Here is a 14729-nt window from a genome sequence, read left to right as displayed (position 1 = left end):
CGAAGTCGAGGGTCTCGGTATACGCCTGGGCGAGACGCCCTTCGACCGGGGTGATCTGTTCAGTCACGAGGGTGACCTTCTCCTTCTATCCAGGGTTGTATGGCGGATGTGGCGTGACGAAGGGCGGGGAGCGAGGCTCCTACCCGTCACCGGTGACGGCGAGCTTGTGCCGACCGCTGTGGCCCTGGGTCGCGGTGCAGACCAGGTACTCGCCGGGGTCGCCGTCATAGGACTCGGCGGTGAACGGACAACGCGGCGACCTAGCCTCGCTGCCGCGAGCGGCACCACCGTGGTAGCCGACGCTGGAAGCGGGATCGGAGAGCTGGGCCAGCAGCGCGCCAGCGTCCATGCCGAAGGTCATGGTGCCCGGCAGTCGGCCGGTCGCGGCGAGCCAGGCGTCCAGCCGGGGTGCGTGCCATCCGGTGTCGACCACGAGGCTGAGACCCGCGACGCGGGCCGGCAGCTTGTCGATCACGTCCGTGACCGCCTCGCCAGCGGCGATCGCGTCGAGCACCGTGGCCAGGTCGCTGTGGAAGCCGTTGACGTGCTCGGCGTACCGGGCGTGCGCGGACTGACGGGTGACGCCAAGCGCCCTACCGATCTCCTCCCAGGTGCAGCCGGACTCGTGGCACACCAGCACCGCCAGGACGTCCAGCCGTGAGGCTTGGGTGGCCAGGCTGCGGGCCGTGACGATCTCGCTGGTCGGTGCCGGCCGGTCAAGGAAGGGCCGCATCCGTGGTGGGAGCGCTGCGTCGTACGCCTTCCCGACCAGCAGCCACGCGGTGTCGGTGTACGAGATCCGGGCGTGGTCGGCGGAGGTGTAGCTCGTGAACGGCCGCTCGGCCGGTTCGGTGACTCCGTTCATCCTGTCAGTCTATGACTGACGACCTGTCAAGAAAAGGCTGACACGAGATCGCGGGCCCGAGCGAGTGACGCACGAAAAGGTGGGGCCGTCGCTAGCTGCCTGTGACACAGAATCCCGTATTCTGTGTCACAGAGCCGATGATCGACCCTTCGCCACCTGCGGGACGCCGTCGCCGCGGCGAGTGCGACTCGGCCACATTCTGTGTCACATCACTGGAGAAGGTGGCCGAGGTGTCCGTGATCCTGCTGCCGACCACCCGGCGCCCGGTGGCGCTCGTGGTCGCCGTCGACGCGTTCCTCGACCGGTTTCGCGACGACCCGGGCACCCGGGCCACCTACACCGAGACCTTGCGGCGGCTGCGCGAGACCGCCGGGGATCAGATGCCGGTCGCCGCGCTCACCCCGGAGCTCTACGAGCAGACGATGGCCCGCTGGGACTCCGGCGCCGCGAACACCTGGAACAAGCACCTGTCCGCGCTGACCTCGTTCACCGCCTACTGCCTCCGTCAGGACTGGCTGGCCATCGACCCCGGCCGCCGTCTGGAGCGCCGCAAGGTCACCCGGACCCGGGACAAGGCCATCCCGCGCGCCCGGCTGGAGCGTCTGTTCACCGACGACCGCAACCCGCTGCGCGAGCGGGTGCTGTGGCGGATGCTCTACGAGACCTGCGCCCGCGCCGAGGAGATCCTCGGCCTGGACGTGCCCGACCTCGACATGGAGTTCCGCCGCGCCCTGGTCGTCGAGAAAGGCGGCGACCGCGCCTACGTGCACTGGGAAACCCCGACCGCCCGGCTCCTGCCCCGGCTGCTGGCCGGGCGTACCGCCGGGCCGGTGTTCCTCGCCGACCGGCGCGCACCCGCCGCCGGGCGCCGCGCGCCAGCCCTGGGCGACGTCTGCCCCGACACCGGCCGCGGCCGGCTGTCGTACCCGCGCGCCGAGTACCTGTTCAAGCAGGCGTCCCAGCTCCACGACCCGCACGGGGTCGGGTACACCCTCCACCAGCTGCGCCACTCCGGGCTGACCCACCTCGCGGCCAAAGGACGCAGCGCCGCCGAGTTGCAGGCCAAGTCCCGCCACCGGCACCTGGCCACCCTCGGCATCTACGTCCGGCTCGGCGAGGAGACCTCCGCCCGCATCACCGCCGAAAACGACGAGCACCACCGTCGGCACCGGCGCTGATCTCGCGTCCCACGTACCGGGATCACGGAAAACGGCGAAGTGCTTCCCGCGCGACCCGCCACTTTGGGGCAGCCCTCGCAGGTGTGGGCCTAGATCAACTGCTTAGCGTTGTTTTTGGTCTGGAAACTACGGGCGGGCCAGGCTCGCGGCCTGGAGGTGACCGCAGACGACCTACGAGGGCTTCCGTACGAGGTGGTCTTCACCGACGCGGTGGCCCGCTGGCTCACGCCCGGCTGAGGCTCCCCGGCCGGGGTCACGGACGGGCACGGTCGGGCGGCTCCCCGATGTGCGCGGGGACCGCCCGATCGTCGGCCTTCAGGGTCAGGTCCAGGGGCCGGCGGGGTCGCCGGGCAGGGGGCCGTCGGTGTGCGGGTGGTATCGCAGGACGTCGGTATGCCGTTGGCGGGAGCAGATCGCGCGGGTGTACCCGTCGGCGCGGGTGATGGCGCCGAGCGCGGGCCAGCAGCAGTCCTCGCGGGTGGTCGGGTCGGGCAGCTCGCAGGGCGTCTCCGGGAGGGCGTGCACCGCCCACCGGCCGTCCGAGGTGGTCGTGAGCCGGTACTCCAGGCCCGGGGTGAGGGTCCACCAGGTGGCGTCCGGGCCGGTGACGTCGCGCAGGATCCCGGAGCGGATCCAGGGCATCTGGGACCATCCGGCACGCTGGTAGATGTGCCAGCCGTCCGGGGTCCGCAGCACCCGGTACGTGCGCCGCCGGGTCGGGCTGTCGGGCATCAGCACCGGGCCACCGGGGATGGGCTGGCCGTCCGGGTCGTCGGCGACCAGGTGCACAGCCCGGTCGGCGGGCTGGTGGTCCAGGTCGACCCGGACGCTGGTGAGGTGCCCTAGGAGTCGCGGTCCGGGGGTGGGCGTGAACGGCTCCCGGCCGTGCTCCTGGTGAATCTCGATGGTCCAGTGCCGCACGTTGCCCATGTCGTGGGTCTGGCCGTCGTCGGTGGTCAGCCGCAGCATCGGCAGGTGGGTGTCGCCAGCGAGGAAGCCAGGAACGATGACGCCGGTCCACTCGCCGGCCTGGCGGGCCATATCACCGTGGTAGAGCCACCGGTCGTTGAAGGTGACCCGGCGGCCCCACAGGACGGTCCAGTCGATGCCGGGCGGGTGCGGCTGGTCCGGCTTGGGCCGGCCGGCGGCCCGGGTACGCCACGCGCAGGGCTGGTGCCGCTTCCACTCCCGCCGGCCGCCGGTGATGCTCCGGTCGCAGTCGGCGCAGCGGATGAAGCTGTCCGACCGCACGCGCTCCAGCTCACAGGCGTAGCAGTCGTCGATGTAGGTGCCGTAGTGGATGCCGTCGACGTCGTTGGCGTGTTCGTCCGCCAGCGAACCGCCGCCCCAGCCGCCGAAGTCGTCCTCACGGCAGTAGCAGGCGTCGCAGGTGGTGCAGGAGCCGCAGCCGACGCAGTTGGCGCGGCGGTGGTGCCCGCAGATCGGGTTGACGTCGTCGACCGGGGTCCAGGTGTCCGGCAGGCGGGGCCCGCCATCGACGGCGGCCGGCGCGGCCGTGGGCGTGGGGTGATCGGTGTGGGTGTGGGTGGCGGCGCGGGCCGCCACGGTGTAGGGCTCGCCGGTGGCGGCCATGCGGGCGCGGATGGCCCGGCTCCGAGCGCGGTTGCTGCTGGTCATCGTGCGGTCCTCCAGCGGAGTCCCACGCCCTCCGCGAGGTCGCTGGCACGGTGATCGCGGTAGGTCGTCGCACGCTGCGTCGGTGACGGCTTGTCCTCGGTCGCGCGGTCGGTGGCGTGGGCACCGGGCCGGCTCGGAGTCAGGCAGGCGTGTCTGCCGGCCTCCACGGTAGACCAAGGTGCCGACAAGGTCGGCCCCGTCATGCCCGGCCTCCGGCCTCGCGGCGTAGCAGGGCCTCCACCTGGTCGGTGGTGAGGCCGTCGACCTGGTCGCCGCCCTCGACGTCCACGCACCAGCGCAGCGGGTGTCGGACGTCGACGTCGACGCGGATTCCGCGGCCGTCGGGCAACCGGTACAGCAGCCACCCGGCCGCAGCGTTGTCGACCAACAGGTCGTCCAGGTCGGTCACGACGACTCACCGGCCCGCTCGGCGCGGAGCTGGTCGAGCTGGGCCTCGGCGCGTGCGGCCCGGTCGGTCGCGGCGCCGCCGGCCGCCTCCAGCCGGCCCACCTCCATGCGGGCGGCGTGGGCGGCCTGCTCGGCGGCCCGCCGGTCGGCGTGGAGCTGGTCGATCTGGCGGCGGACCTCGGCCAGGGTGGCGTGGGCGGCGCGCAGGTCGGCTTCGGCGTGGCGGCGGGCGGTCTCGGCTTCGGCCAGGGCGGTGCGGGCGGTGTCCCGTTCGGCGGTGGCCGCTGCGGCGGCGGTGGCGGCCTGCTCGGCGCGGGTGACGGCGGCGGCGCGGGCGGTGTCGGTGTCGCGGATCGTGGTGTGCGCGGCAGCCAGGTCCTCGCGTAGGGCGGTGTTCTGCTCGGCCTGGTCGGCGGCACGCTGCTCGGCGGTCTCGGCGCGGCCGGTCGCGGCGGCCAGGTCGACGCGCAGCTGCTCGATGGTGGTGCGGGCGGTGTCGAGTTGGGCGCGTAGGTCGGCCACTTCGCCGGCGAGACGCACGGCGTCGGTGCGGGCGGCGTCGCGTTCGGCGGTGACCGTGGCGGCGGTCGCCTCGGCCCGGTCGGCGCGGGCGGCCTCGGCCCGGCCGGTCTTCTCCGCGGCGCGGAGTTCACCGGTGAGGGTCTTGACCTCGGCGCGGGCCTCGCGGAGCTGGGCGCGTACGTCGTCGTGCTGGGCTTCCAGGGCGCGGCGGCGCTCGATCTCCCGGGCGGCGGTCGCGGCGCGGGCCTCCGCCTCGGCCTCGGCGCGGCCCTGCGCCTTGCGGGCCTCGGCGACGTCCTGGGCGGCGCGGGCGACCGCGTCAGCCGACTCCCGCTCGGCCGCCTGGGCGCGGGCGACGGCGGCGTGCCGCTGCGTCTGGGCCGCCGCGCGCTCCCGCTCGGCGGCGTGGGCGGCATTGAGGGCCTGGTCCCGGTCGGCCTCGGCGGCCTGGGCGCGCTCGACGGCGGCCGCCATCGCGGTCTCGGCCTCGGCAATGCGGGCCAGGGCGCCGGCCTCGACGCCGCGCACCGCCGGGAGCACCGGATCGAGGCGGGCCGTCAGCGCGGTGATCGCCGGCACCAGGTCGGCCGCGAGAGCCCGGAACGTGGCCAGCGGGGCGTCGAGACCGGTGGCCAGCTCGGCCGCGCGTTCGGCGGCCGCCATCTCCTTGCACGTTCGGTTGCCCGGCTGCCACCGCCGGGTCGGGCAGAACTCCGGCGGCCGGCCACGGCCGCTGTAGACCAGCGGCGTCCGGCACACGCTGTAGCCGCACCGCCGCTCACGGGGCCCGGACTCCGGCTCTGGGACGGCCGGTCCGGGGGCGCTCACCTCAACATCCATACCAACATCCTACACTATCAGTTTCGCTAAACTCATAAGACTTACATGGTTTTTGAAAGTCATAAGTATTTGACCTTGATACTTTTCCGGTTGGCTGTCTCGAATGAACGCGTCGTTTAAGGCCGCCCAGGGCGGCGTACGCGGCTTTTGATCTCGGTTTGCGGGGTTAGGTAAGGGTGGGCCGTTGATCGGTGGGAGATTGGCTCTGAGCCGATTCCGGGTCTCGGTGGTGGTGCCGGCGGCGCTCCGGTTAGCGGGCCAGGCCCGGGGGGAGGCCCTGACCAGGCTGGGCCACCTCCGGCCACTCCTGGACATCGCCGGCCGGCGCGGCGTCGACCACGGCGGCCCGGTCGACGCGGCGTAGGTGCCCGGAGGTCCGGGCGCGGATCGCGGCGAACGCGGCCTCGGCCGCCGCGCTGCGCTGGCCGGGCCGCACCACGGCGTCCTGGTCGCGGTCGACGCGGGCGGCCTCTCGGCGCTGCCGGTCGGCGGCGGCCTGCGCGACGACCAGGGCCCGGCGGTGTTCGGCGTGCCGACGGGCCGGGTGCGGCGGCGCCACCGGTCCGGTCAGCGCTTCCTCCAGCACCGCCCGCAGGTACGCCACCGGGCTGTCGGGCTCGACCAGCAGCGGCCGCGGCCGCGCCTTCCGGACCCACGCCTCCAGGGTCTCGGCCGTCCAGTCCGGTCCGAGGGCGGCACCCAGCGTCGCGGCCACCCGGGGCAGCGGTGCGCCGCGCAGCCACACCCACCGGCCCTGAACGGCCCGTGCAAGGCCGAACGCCCATCCGGTCCACTGCGGAGCCGCACGGCGGGCCCGTGGCCCGGCAGACACCGCCTGAACCGACCTAGGACGCCGTTCACGCGGTGACCCGGCACCCTCAACGCGAGCCCCTCGACCTTCACTAGTCGATGAGCGCGAAGCGCGTCCTTTCCCCCGGCGGTACCGCCGGCCCCCCGATGTTGAGTGGGCGATCGACGGAGAAAACACAAAACCCCGAGACAAGCTGGAGTAAACACTCATAGCTGATGACACCGTGTGGGGGGTGCGAAAATTTGTGGCCTGGTGGCGGGCGTGGTCGCAGGCGGCGGTGACCGCGCGGCGCATCTGCTGGCGGCGGACCCGCTCGCGGTAGTCGACCCAGCCGCCGGCGCGGGCGTCGAGGTCGTCAACGCGTTCCTGGGCGGCGGCGAGCAGGCCGCGGGCGTGGTCGAGAAGATCAGCCAGGATGTCCAGGGCATCGGCCAGGTACGCGGCCTGAGCGGCCGGATCGCCGTGGTGCAGCCCGGTGATGTCGAAGACGGCGCGGGCCTGGGAACGGCCGGTGGCGCACCGCTCGGCGTAGGTCAGGCGGCGGCCCTGCTCGACCCGCACGCACCAGCCGAGGGCCTCGGCGCGGCGCCAGGCGTCGGTGACCGGCCGGGTACTGTCACCGCAGCCGGCGAGCTCGGCGGTCGCGGTGCGGCCGGGCATCGCGCGCCGGCCGGAGCGGCGGTCGGCGTTGACGGCCATGACGCCGCAGACCCGGCCCAACGCGGAGCGCCGGCCACGGCGACTGGTCCGGGCGGCGGCATCGCGTGCCAGGAGGTCCGCGAGCAGCCACACCGGCCGCCCCCAGCTGTCGCCGGCGTGGAACGCCGTCAGGGTTTCGGTGAGGCGGTTGATCCAGGCGGTCAGCGCGTCGACGCGCTCGCGGGCCTCGGCCGTCTCGGCGAGCAGGGCGAATCGCGTGGCGACGGCGGCGGCTTCGAGGGCCTGGGCGTGCTCGTGGTCGGCGCGGGCCTCGGCCAGCCACGAGTAGCCGCACAACCAGCACGTGGGCACCGGGTCCGGCTCGCCACACGCCGCACACCCGGCCGGCTCGTCGACGTTCAGGCGCTCGCGCAACTCGGCGACCAGGCGACGCCGGTCCGCGGCCCCCTGCCGGTCGGTACGGCCGCGCCAGCACGGAATGCACAGCGGATCCGACCCGGCCCCGTCACGCGGCAGGCCCTGCTTGTCCCGGCCGGCGGCGGCGCAGGACACGCACGCCGTCTGCACACCGGTCGGGTACACCGGCCGACGCCGGGCACCAGGCGGAGCGGCCAGGCGGGCCTGACCGGCGGCGGTGGTCTCCACCAGCAGCCGCTGGTCGACCAGGTGCGCCTGACAGCGACGCCGGCCGGGCACGACGAGCACGGTCGCGCCGGTGGCGTAGCAGTCGGGGCAGTACCCGAGCGCTGCCACGCGGTCCGGGTCCAGCGCCCGGTGCGACGGTGCCGTGATCATCGCGGCACCGTCGCAGACCGGACGGGTTTACGTCCTGGGTGGCGATCGGCCGCAGGCTGGCCTGGGCGGATGTGAGATGAGGCTGGGCGCGGGTAAGCATCGCCGCGACACGCGGAAATCGTGTCTAGAGACAAGACTGCACCCAGCCCGGAGGTGGGTGCTATGGTGTCCTCCGAGCTTGTTGGAGCCTCAGACCCTTTCTCGCCGCCAAGCAAAAAACAGGGTGTGGGGCTCTCTTGCTGTCTGCAGTTAGGGGTTGAGCGAGGGCGCTCCCTCACGATCGAAGTCTGTGTGTGACCCCGTGTCGGGGCCGGGTTGTAACCCGTGGATCTTACGGCGACTCTGCCATCGGCAGGGACACCGACGCGCCCCGGGCCCGCCGTTCCTGGAAAGTCCTGTGTGGATCCGGCTTCCAAATCGGCACATACCGTCACGAGTCCGGCGTCCTTTCGTGCGAAAGGCCGCCGAATGCGAGCAGCCGAATGGGCGGCCCGGTGATTCGGGCCGCCCATTCGCGCGCAATGAATGGTCACGCGGGCAGGTGGATGGTGTCGCAGTACAGGGCGGTGCCGTCGCCGTCGTGGACGTACAGCTCCCCGTACCGGTCGGCAGGGCCGTCGATGGCGGCGAGCAGGCGCTGCGCCTGGTCGGCGGCGGCGTTGACGTCGGCTGCGGTGAAGTAGACGACGGCTTGCGGGTTGTCGGGCTCGGGGTCGGTGACGACGTCCAGGCGGTATTCGTCGGTCGTGCCGGTGACGTACGTGGCGAACGGGCGGTGGGTCATCGGGTCACCGCCTGGGGGTCGTGGGGGTCGTGGGGGGCGTAGCCGACGGTGAAGGGGCTGCCGTCGTGTGACCAGGTCCAGCGCAGTCGGCGGGCGGTGAGCCAGGAGCCGGCGCGGCCGGCGAGGGCGTGGTGCCAGTGCCGGGTGCGGGTGTCGCCGCCGCCGTCGCTGGTGAATGCCAGAAGCACGTAGCCGCCCGGGATGCCGGCGTCGGGGTCGCCGGGGTGCTGGCCTCCGGCGACGGGGAAGTGCACGGAGGCGAGGGCGGGGACGCCCTGTTCGGGCAGGGTTTGCAGCATGTGGACGTGGCTGTGGTCGATCAGGTGCCAGCGGCCGTCCAGAGGCAGGCCGAGCGCGGCACGGGCGACGGCGAACAGCTCGTAGGCGTCGACGCGGTCCTGCACGACGATCGTGGTGGTCACCATGGCGTTCACCGGCCCCAGATCGCGAGGGCGGCGGTGACGGCCGCGCCGGCGTACCCGGCGAGCAGCAGCGGCACCGCCCGCGTGATTGCCATGTACTTGGCGCATACCGCGCGGGAGAGCCACCACAGCTCGCGGGCCCGCGCTAGGGAGGTCATCTGCGCGCCCTCGTCGGCGTCGCCGCTCGCGAAGCGGGCCAGCACGTCCTGGGCGGTGTCGGCGTAGGCGTAGGCGACGAACCCGAAGTCGCCGCCGAGGCGGGGCCGGGAGGCCAGCAGCAACAGAACCACGGCGGTGAGCACCACGGCGGCGGTGGCCGCGCCGGCAACCAGGGAGGCTGGGGGAAGTTGGCCGCTGGCTCCGGCGCCGCCGAGGACGGCCAGCCCGGCGCCGAGGAGCACCCCGGCCATCTGCAGGTAGCCGCTGGCCTTGGGGTCGATGCGGGCCAACTCGGCACGGACGGTGGCGACCTCGGCGTCGAGTGCGGCGGTGACGGTGCCGCGGCCGCAGGTGGCGGCGTGCGCGCCGGCGCGGGCGAGGATCTCCAGCTCGCTGAAGTCGCTGTCGGTGGTGCCGCAGCCGGTGCACCGGAAGGTGCTGTCGGCCATGCTCGTGGAAATCTCCACCAGCACCGCGTAGGCACCGGCGGTCGGGATTTCGAAGTGGCGGCGCTGGCCGCGCGGGTCGTAGGTGCTGGCGTAGGTCATGCCGAGGTAGGTCGGGTCACCCGGGTCGGGCACCATGGGATTGCTCCTCTCGTCTCATGCGGATTGGGGGAGTGGCGGGCGGCCCCGGGCTGTAGGAGGCGATGGGGCCGCCCGCGCGGCGTTATCGGCTGGTGGGGTCGTAGAGGGTGGAGTCGGGGCGCGGGTACGCCTCGGGGCGGCAGAAGTCGTCGTAGCCGCACCAGTGCCAGGCGGTGTTGCCCGGGCGCAGCGGGGCGGTGCGGGCGTCGGCGAGGATCTGCGCGGCGTCGTCGCTCCAGTCGATACCGGTGGCGATCGCCGTGGCGGCGGCCTCGTCGACGTGGCGGGCGCACAGCCGCTGCGCCAGGGCCAGGCCGCTGGGCAGGTGCACGAGGCTGTAGCAGCCGTCGAGGCGCTGCCCGTCGTCGTCGATGGTGACGTGCACGGCCAGGCCCAGCGCGACGGGCCAGCCGGCGACGATCGTCTCGCTGACGCGGGGCTGGTCGGTGGCGTCGGTGTCCAGCACCTTGATCCGTACGGGGATGGTGATCGGCGCGGTGGTGGGGGTCGTGGTGGTCGTCATGCAGGGGATCTCCTGTTCGGTTAGCGGCGGGTGCCGCTGCGGAACGGCAGCACCGTGGCGCTGGTGCTGTCGTCGGGGTCGGCGTCCGGCTGGCCGCCGAGTGCGGTGAGCAGGTCGGGCAGTTCGTCGGCGCGGACCAGCACCTCGCGGGCTTTGGAGCCTTCGGAGGGGCCGACGACGCGCAGGTCGTGCAGGGTGTCCATGAGCCGGCCGGCCTTGGCGAATCCGATGCGCAGCTTGCGTTGCAGCATCGAGGTGGACCCGAACTGCGAGGTGACGAGCAGCTCGGCGGCCTCACGCAGGAGGGCCTTGTCGTCGTCGCTGAGCTCGGCGACCACCGCGGTGTCCACGGCGGCCGGGGTCTCGGCGGCGGGCGGGGCGGCGGCGGCCGGGATGGCGGCCGGGGCGATGCTGGGCTGCCCGGGGGTGGTCTGGCGGCGCCAGTGGTCGACGACGGCGGTGACCTCGGCGTCGGACACCCAGGCGCCCTGGATCCGGGTCGGGGTTCCTGCGCCCATGGGCAGGTACAGGCCGTCGCCCTGGCCGAGGAGCTTCTCGGCGCCGGGCTCGTCGAGGATGACCCGGGAGTCGGTGAGGGATGCGGTGGCGAAGGCGAGCCGGGACGGCACGTTGGCCTTGATCAGCCCGGTGACCACGTCGACTGAGGGCCGCTGGGTGGCCAGGACGAGGTGGATGCCGGCGGCTCGGGCGAGCTGGGTGATCCGCACGATCGAGTCTTCGACGTCTTTGGGGGCGACCATCATCAGGTCGGCCAGTTCGTCGACCACGACCACGAGGTACGGGTACGGCTCCAGGGTCTGCTCGCTGCCGGCCGGGGCGGTGATCTGGCCGTTGCGGACCCGCCGGTTGAACTCATCGACGTGCCGCACGCCGTGGGCGGCCATGTCGTCGTAGCGCATGTCCATCTCCCGCACCACCCACTCCAGGGCGTCGGCGGCCTTACGCGGGTTGGTGACGATCGGGGTGACCAGGTGGGGGATGCCGGCGTAGGCGGTCAGCTCGACCCGCTTCGGGTCGATCAGCAGCAGCCGCACCTCCTCCGGGGTCGCCCGCGTGAGTAGCGACACCAGCAGCGTGTTGAGGCATCCGCTCTTGCCGGATCCGGTGGCCCCACCAATGAGCACGTGGGGCATGGTGGCGAGGTTGGCGCAGATGGCCTTGCCGTCGATGTCCTTGCCCAGGCCGACGAGGAGTCGGTGTCCGTCGCGGGCGGCGCGGGAGCGGATGACGTCGCCGAGGGTCACCGTCTCGCGGTCGGGGTTGGGCACCTCCACCCCGATGGCGCTCTTACCGGGAATCGGGGACAGCAGTCGCACCTCGGCACGGACCGCGTAGGCGAAGTTCTTGGCCAGACTCTCGACCTTGGCCACTTTCACGCCAGCGCCGATGGTGATCTCGTAGCGGGTGACGGTCGGCCCGCGGTGCGCCCCGGAGACCGTCGCGGCGACCTTGAACTCGTCGAGGACGCCCTGCAGGGCCTGCTTGCCTGCGGCGGTGGCCGCGGTGCGCGGCTGCGGCGGGTCACCGGCGGCGAGCAGGCTCACCGGCGGCAGCTGGTAGCCGCCCGCCGACGCCGGCGCGGCCGGGTCGGCCGGCTGGCGACGCGGGCGCGGCGTCCGGGGCGCGGATTCCACGGAATCCTGGACAGCGGCCGGGCGGGCCACCGTGGTGGCCGCCAGCGGATCAACGTCGTCCTGGTCGACGTTGACGCCGTCCTCGTCGTCGTCGAGGTCGTCGAGGTCGAGGTACGGGGTGTCGAGCTGGGTGGCTGCCGGTGGGCGGCGGCGGGCGGCGGCGAGGCTGGCCACCAGTGACACCGGGGTGATGCCGGTGGCGGCGGTCAGGCCGGCGGCGACGAGTCCGACCAGGATCGGGATCGCGCCCCACGCGGTGAACACGGCGTCGAGTGCGCCAGCGGCCCGGCCGAGCAGGCCGCCCGCGCCGGCGGCGGCGAGGTCGAGCAGGCCGGCCAGGCCGGCGGCGGCCAGGAGAATGCCGGCGGCCTGGGCGAGGATGCGGACGGTGTGGGTGCCGGCGGGATGGCGCATGGCCTGCACGGCGAGCCAGATCAGCGGCAGCGGGGCGAGTGGTGCGAGCTGGCCGAGCAGCCCGCCGGTGATGCCGGCCGGGATGGCCAGGAGCCGGCCGGGCAGCCCGGCGGGGTGGGTCCACTCGGCGGCGGCGGCGATCAGTCCGGCCAGTAGCAGGGCCAGGCCGGCGTAGTCGTGGCCGGGCAGATCCAGGCTCGGGGTGCGGTGCGGGCTGGGCAGGCGACGGGCGATCCGGCCGGCGGCGCGGGCCGTGTGGTGCCAGGCGGCGCGGGCGGCCAGGCCGGCGCGGCGGGCGAACTCGGCGCTGTGGTCGACCTCGGCCTCCTTGGTGCGGCGGCGGGAGCGGCGGGCGGTGCTGGCCATGGGCGAGGGTCTCCTTGTCCGGGCAGGTGGTGCGCGGCATGGCGTCGGGGTGGGGCTTGGCGGCCACCGCGAGGGCCGGACCGCAGGGGCCGGCCGTCACGGAGGGCGTCAGCCGGCGATGGTGAAGGGGCCGCCGCGCTGGGCGGGCGGGGTGATGCGGCCGGAGTCCTTGAGCCGTGCCAGGACCGCGTAGAGCTGGGCCTGGTTGACGGGGCAGTCGGGTCGGTCCAGCAGCGCCTGGGCGGAAGCGGGGCCGCGGCGCAGGCACGCCAGGACCCACTCGGCGCTGGTCTGCGGCTGCGCGACCTGCTCCACCACGGTGGTGGGCTTGCGGCCGCCGCCGAACGCGGCGCGGAGCCGGTCCACGGCCGAGCCGCCGCCCATGGTCGTGGCCGCCTTGGCGGGCGCGCGGTGGCCGGGCAGCACGATCGGGCTGGCCGGGTCGATCTCGGGAACGTTCCAGCGGACCGGTACGCGGGGGCTCGCGGCCGCGGCGGCGGCCTCGTCCAGGAAGGGAACCCGGCAGAGCATGCCGACGCGGTTGCTGTGGCGCAGGTAGCCCATGCCGGCGGTGGTCTTGCCGTCGATCTCCCGCTCGATGGTGAACGGGTTACCGACGAAGTCGTCCGGCAGGATCGTGGTGCCCGACCCGCGGTTGGACAGGCGCAGGATCAGGGCGTTGCCGGCGACCAGGGCGTCACGCAGCCGCACCGACCCGCCGAGGGAGCGCATCTGCGGCAGCTGGGTGGCCAGGACGAGGCCGACGCCGGTCTTGCGCATCGTCTCGGCAGCCTGCTCGAACAGCGCCACAATCGGGGTGTTCGGGATCAGCACGAGCTGGCACTCGTCGATGATCACGACGAACGCGCGCAGGCCGAGGGCCTTCACGCGGGGGTCGTTCTCGTCGAAGGCGTCGACGCCGGCGTCGGCGAGCAGCTTGGAACGGCGCATGATCTCGGCGTGCACCCGGCGGCCCAGCAGCGAGGTCTTGTCGACGCCGGGGTGGTACTCCACCGCGTCCTTCCACGCCGGCAGCGACTGGCCGTTCTGCGGGTCACCGACCGCGACCTGCACACCGCCTTCGAGCAGGTTCGCGATCAGCGCGCCCAGGGCGCGGGACTTGCCGGAGCCGGACGAGCCGACGACGAGGCCGCCGAGCACACCGAAGTTGGGCCGGGACACGATCCAGTGGCCGGGGGAGCCGTCGGTGAACCGGGCGATCTCGCACCGGCCGTCCGCGTAGGTGGGGCCGGTCCAGGCGACGCCGTCGAGGATGTGGGACCGCTCGACGATGATGATCTGTAGGCGGGCGGTCTTGCCGGTGGAGCGCCAGCCGACGGTGCCCTCGTCGAGGTCCAGGGCGACCTCCACGTCCGTGCCCGCCTTGAGCAGCGGGCCCGGCTTGGTGTTGGGGGCCAGCCGGATCAGGGCCTCGGTGACCCCGGGTCGGGGGTTGACGGCCCGGGTCAGGGTGGTGCCGGTGCAGACGCCCTGCCCGACGACCTCGTGCTGCCAGCGCTGCTGCCAGTGCGCGGTCAGTGGATCCACCGTGGGCTCGTCGACCACCACCGGCGTCTCCTGCGGCGCCGGCTCGGGCTCCGGGGGCCGCTGGCGCAGGTGGTGCCACCACGGCCAGCCCAGCACCACACCGGCAAGGGTCGGCCCAAAGATCGTCAGCGTGGGGTGCGCGGCCATGGCGTCCGGGCCGCCGGCGGCGACCGTGGCCACCGCGAAGGTGCCGAGCACCACGGCGATCGCGGCCCGCCAGGCGCGCACGGCGCGGCTGCGGGCCCGCCACCCGGCCGCCGTCGCGGCGATCGCCAGCGCGAGGATCGCCACCGTCTGCCAGGACACGCCCAGCGGCCCGGCAACCGACGCGACGACCAACTCCGCGAGCACCCAGTAGAAGGGGAACAGCCGCCGCCAGCTGCGCCGCACGATCCAGCTGACCGCGTAGGCGGTGACGGCGAGCAGGGCGGTCAGGGCGCGGCTGGCCTTGGCGGCGCGGTCCGCGCGGATCTCGGAGACGGTCCGGGTCGACATCGGCGGGGCTCCTTCGGTCAGGGCTGGCGAGGCGGGACGCTTCGAGGGGTCCGGGCCCC

The 14729-nt window shown here is 73.6% G+C and carries 13 protein-coding genes; 2 read left to right on the top strand and 11 right to left on the bottom strand.

Annotation, left to right across the window (positions count from 1 at the left end; genetic code table 11):
• Positions 1-139 precede the first annotated feature (139 nt).
• Positions 140-865, bottom strand: a complete 726-nt coding sequence (locus Vqi01_RS17355) for a hypothetical protein (RefSeq protein WP_204035843.1) — start codon at positions 863-865, stop codon at positions 140-142.
• A gap of 230 nt (positions 866-1095) precedes the next feature.
• On the opposite strand from Vqi01_RS17355, the gene Vqi01_RS17350 reads away from it, so the two are divergent.
• Positions 1096-2043, top strand: a complete 948-nt coding sequence (locus tag Vqi01_RS17350) for a tyrosine-type recombinase/integrase (RefSeq protein WP_204035842.1) — start codon at positions 1096-1098, stop codon at positions 2041-2043.
• Between the two features lie 108 nt (positions 2044-2151).
• Positions 2152-2280: a hypothetical protein gene (locus Vqi01_RS31325; protein WP_275408823.1), complete on the top strand. Its 129-nt coding sequence runs from the start codon at positions 2152-2154 to the stop codon at positions 2278-2280.
• A gap of 84 nt (positions 2281-2364) precedes the next feature.
• Here the strand turns inward: Vqi01_RS31325 and Vqi01_RS17345 are convergent, their stop codons facing one another.
• The 10 genes from Vqi01_RS17345 to Vqi01_RS17300 form a co-directional block, all read right to left on the bottom strand.
• Positions 2365-3681, bottom strand: a complete 1317-nt coding sequence (locus Vqi01_RS17345) for a hypothetical protein (RefSeq protein WP_204035841.1) — start codon at positions 3679-3681, stop codon at positions 2365-2367.
• A gap of 199 nt (positions 3682-3880) precedes the next feature.
• A complete protein-coding gene (locus Vqi01_RS17340; protein WP_204035840.1) occupies positions 3881-4090 on the bottom strand; it encodes a hypothetical protein in 210 nt (69 codons plus the stop codon).
• On the bottom strand, positions 4087-5451 hold the full coding sequence (locus Vqi01_RS17335; protein WP_204035839.1) for a coiled-coil domain-containing protein: 1365 nt from the start codon (positions 5449-5451) through the stop codon (positions 4087-4089). Before Vqi01_RS17335 ends, Vqi01_RS17340 begins: the two co-directional genes overlap by 4 nt.
• Positions 5452-5701: 250 nt before the next feature.
• Positions 5702-7717: a hypothetical protein gene (locus tag Vqi01_RS17330; protein ID WP_239098458.1), complete on the bottom strand. Its 2016-nt coding sequence runs from the start codon at positions 7715-7717 to the stop codon at positions 5702-5704.
• Positions 7718-8246: 529 nt separating this feature from the next.
• Positions 8247-8501, bottom strand: coding sequence for a hypothetical protein (locus Vqi01_RS17325; protein WP_204035838.1), 255 nt, complete (start codon positions 8499-8501; stop codon positions 8247-8249).
• Positions 8498-8926, bottom strand: coding sequence for a hypothetical protein (locus Vqi01_RS17320; protein WP_204035837.1), 429 nt, complete (start codon positions 8924-8926; stop codon positions 8498-8500). The genes Vqi01_RS17325 and Vqi01_RS17320 overlap by 4 nt, the downstream gene beginning before the upstream one ends.
• Positions 8927-8931: 5 nt before the next feature.
• Positions 8932-9666, bottom strand: coding sequence for a Pycsar system effector family protein (locus Vqi01_RS17315; RefSeq protein ID WP_204035836.1), 735 nt, complete (start codon positions 9664-9666; stop codon positions 8932-8934).
• Between the two features lie 85 nt (positions 9667-9751).
• Positions 9752-10192 carry a hypothetical protein gene (locus Vqi01_RS17310; RefSeq protein ID WP_204035835.1) on the bottom strand — a complete coding sequence of 147 codons (441 nt, stop codon included), beginning with the start codon at positions 10190-10192 and terminating at the stop codon, positions 9752-9754.
• 20 nt (positions 10193-10212) lie between these two features.
• Complete coding sequence (locus Vqi01_RS17305; RefSeq protein WP_204035834.1) at positions 10213-12627, bottom strand: DNA translocase FtsK; 2415 nt, start codon at positions 12625-12627, stop codon at positions 10213-10215.
• A 108-nt stretch (positions 12628-12735) separates the two neighbouring features.
• Positions 12736-14670, bottom strand: a complete 1935-nt coding sequence (locus Vqi01_RS17300) for an FtsK/SpoIIIE domain-containing protein (protein WP_204035833.1) — start codon at positions 14668-14670, stop codon at positions 12736-12738.
• Positions 14671-14729 lie beyond the last annotated feature (59 nt).

The sequence above is a fragment of the Micromonospora qiuiae genome (genome assembly GCF_016863555.1).
Lineage (GTDB): Bacteria > Actinomycetota > Actinomycetes > Mycobacteriales > Micromonosporaceae > Micromonospora > Micromonospora qiuiae.
Note: the sequence above shows the minus strand (reverse complement) of the source record. Positions and strands in the feature narration are given on the sequence as shown.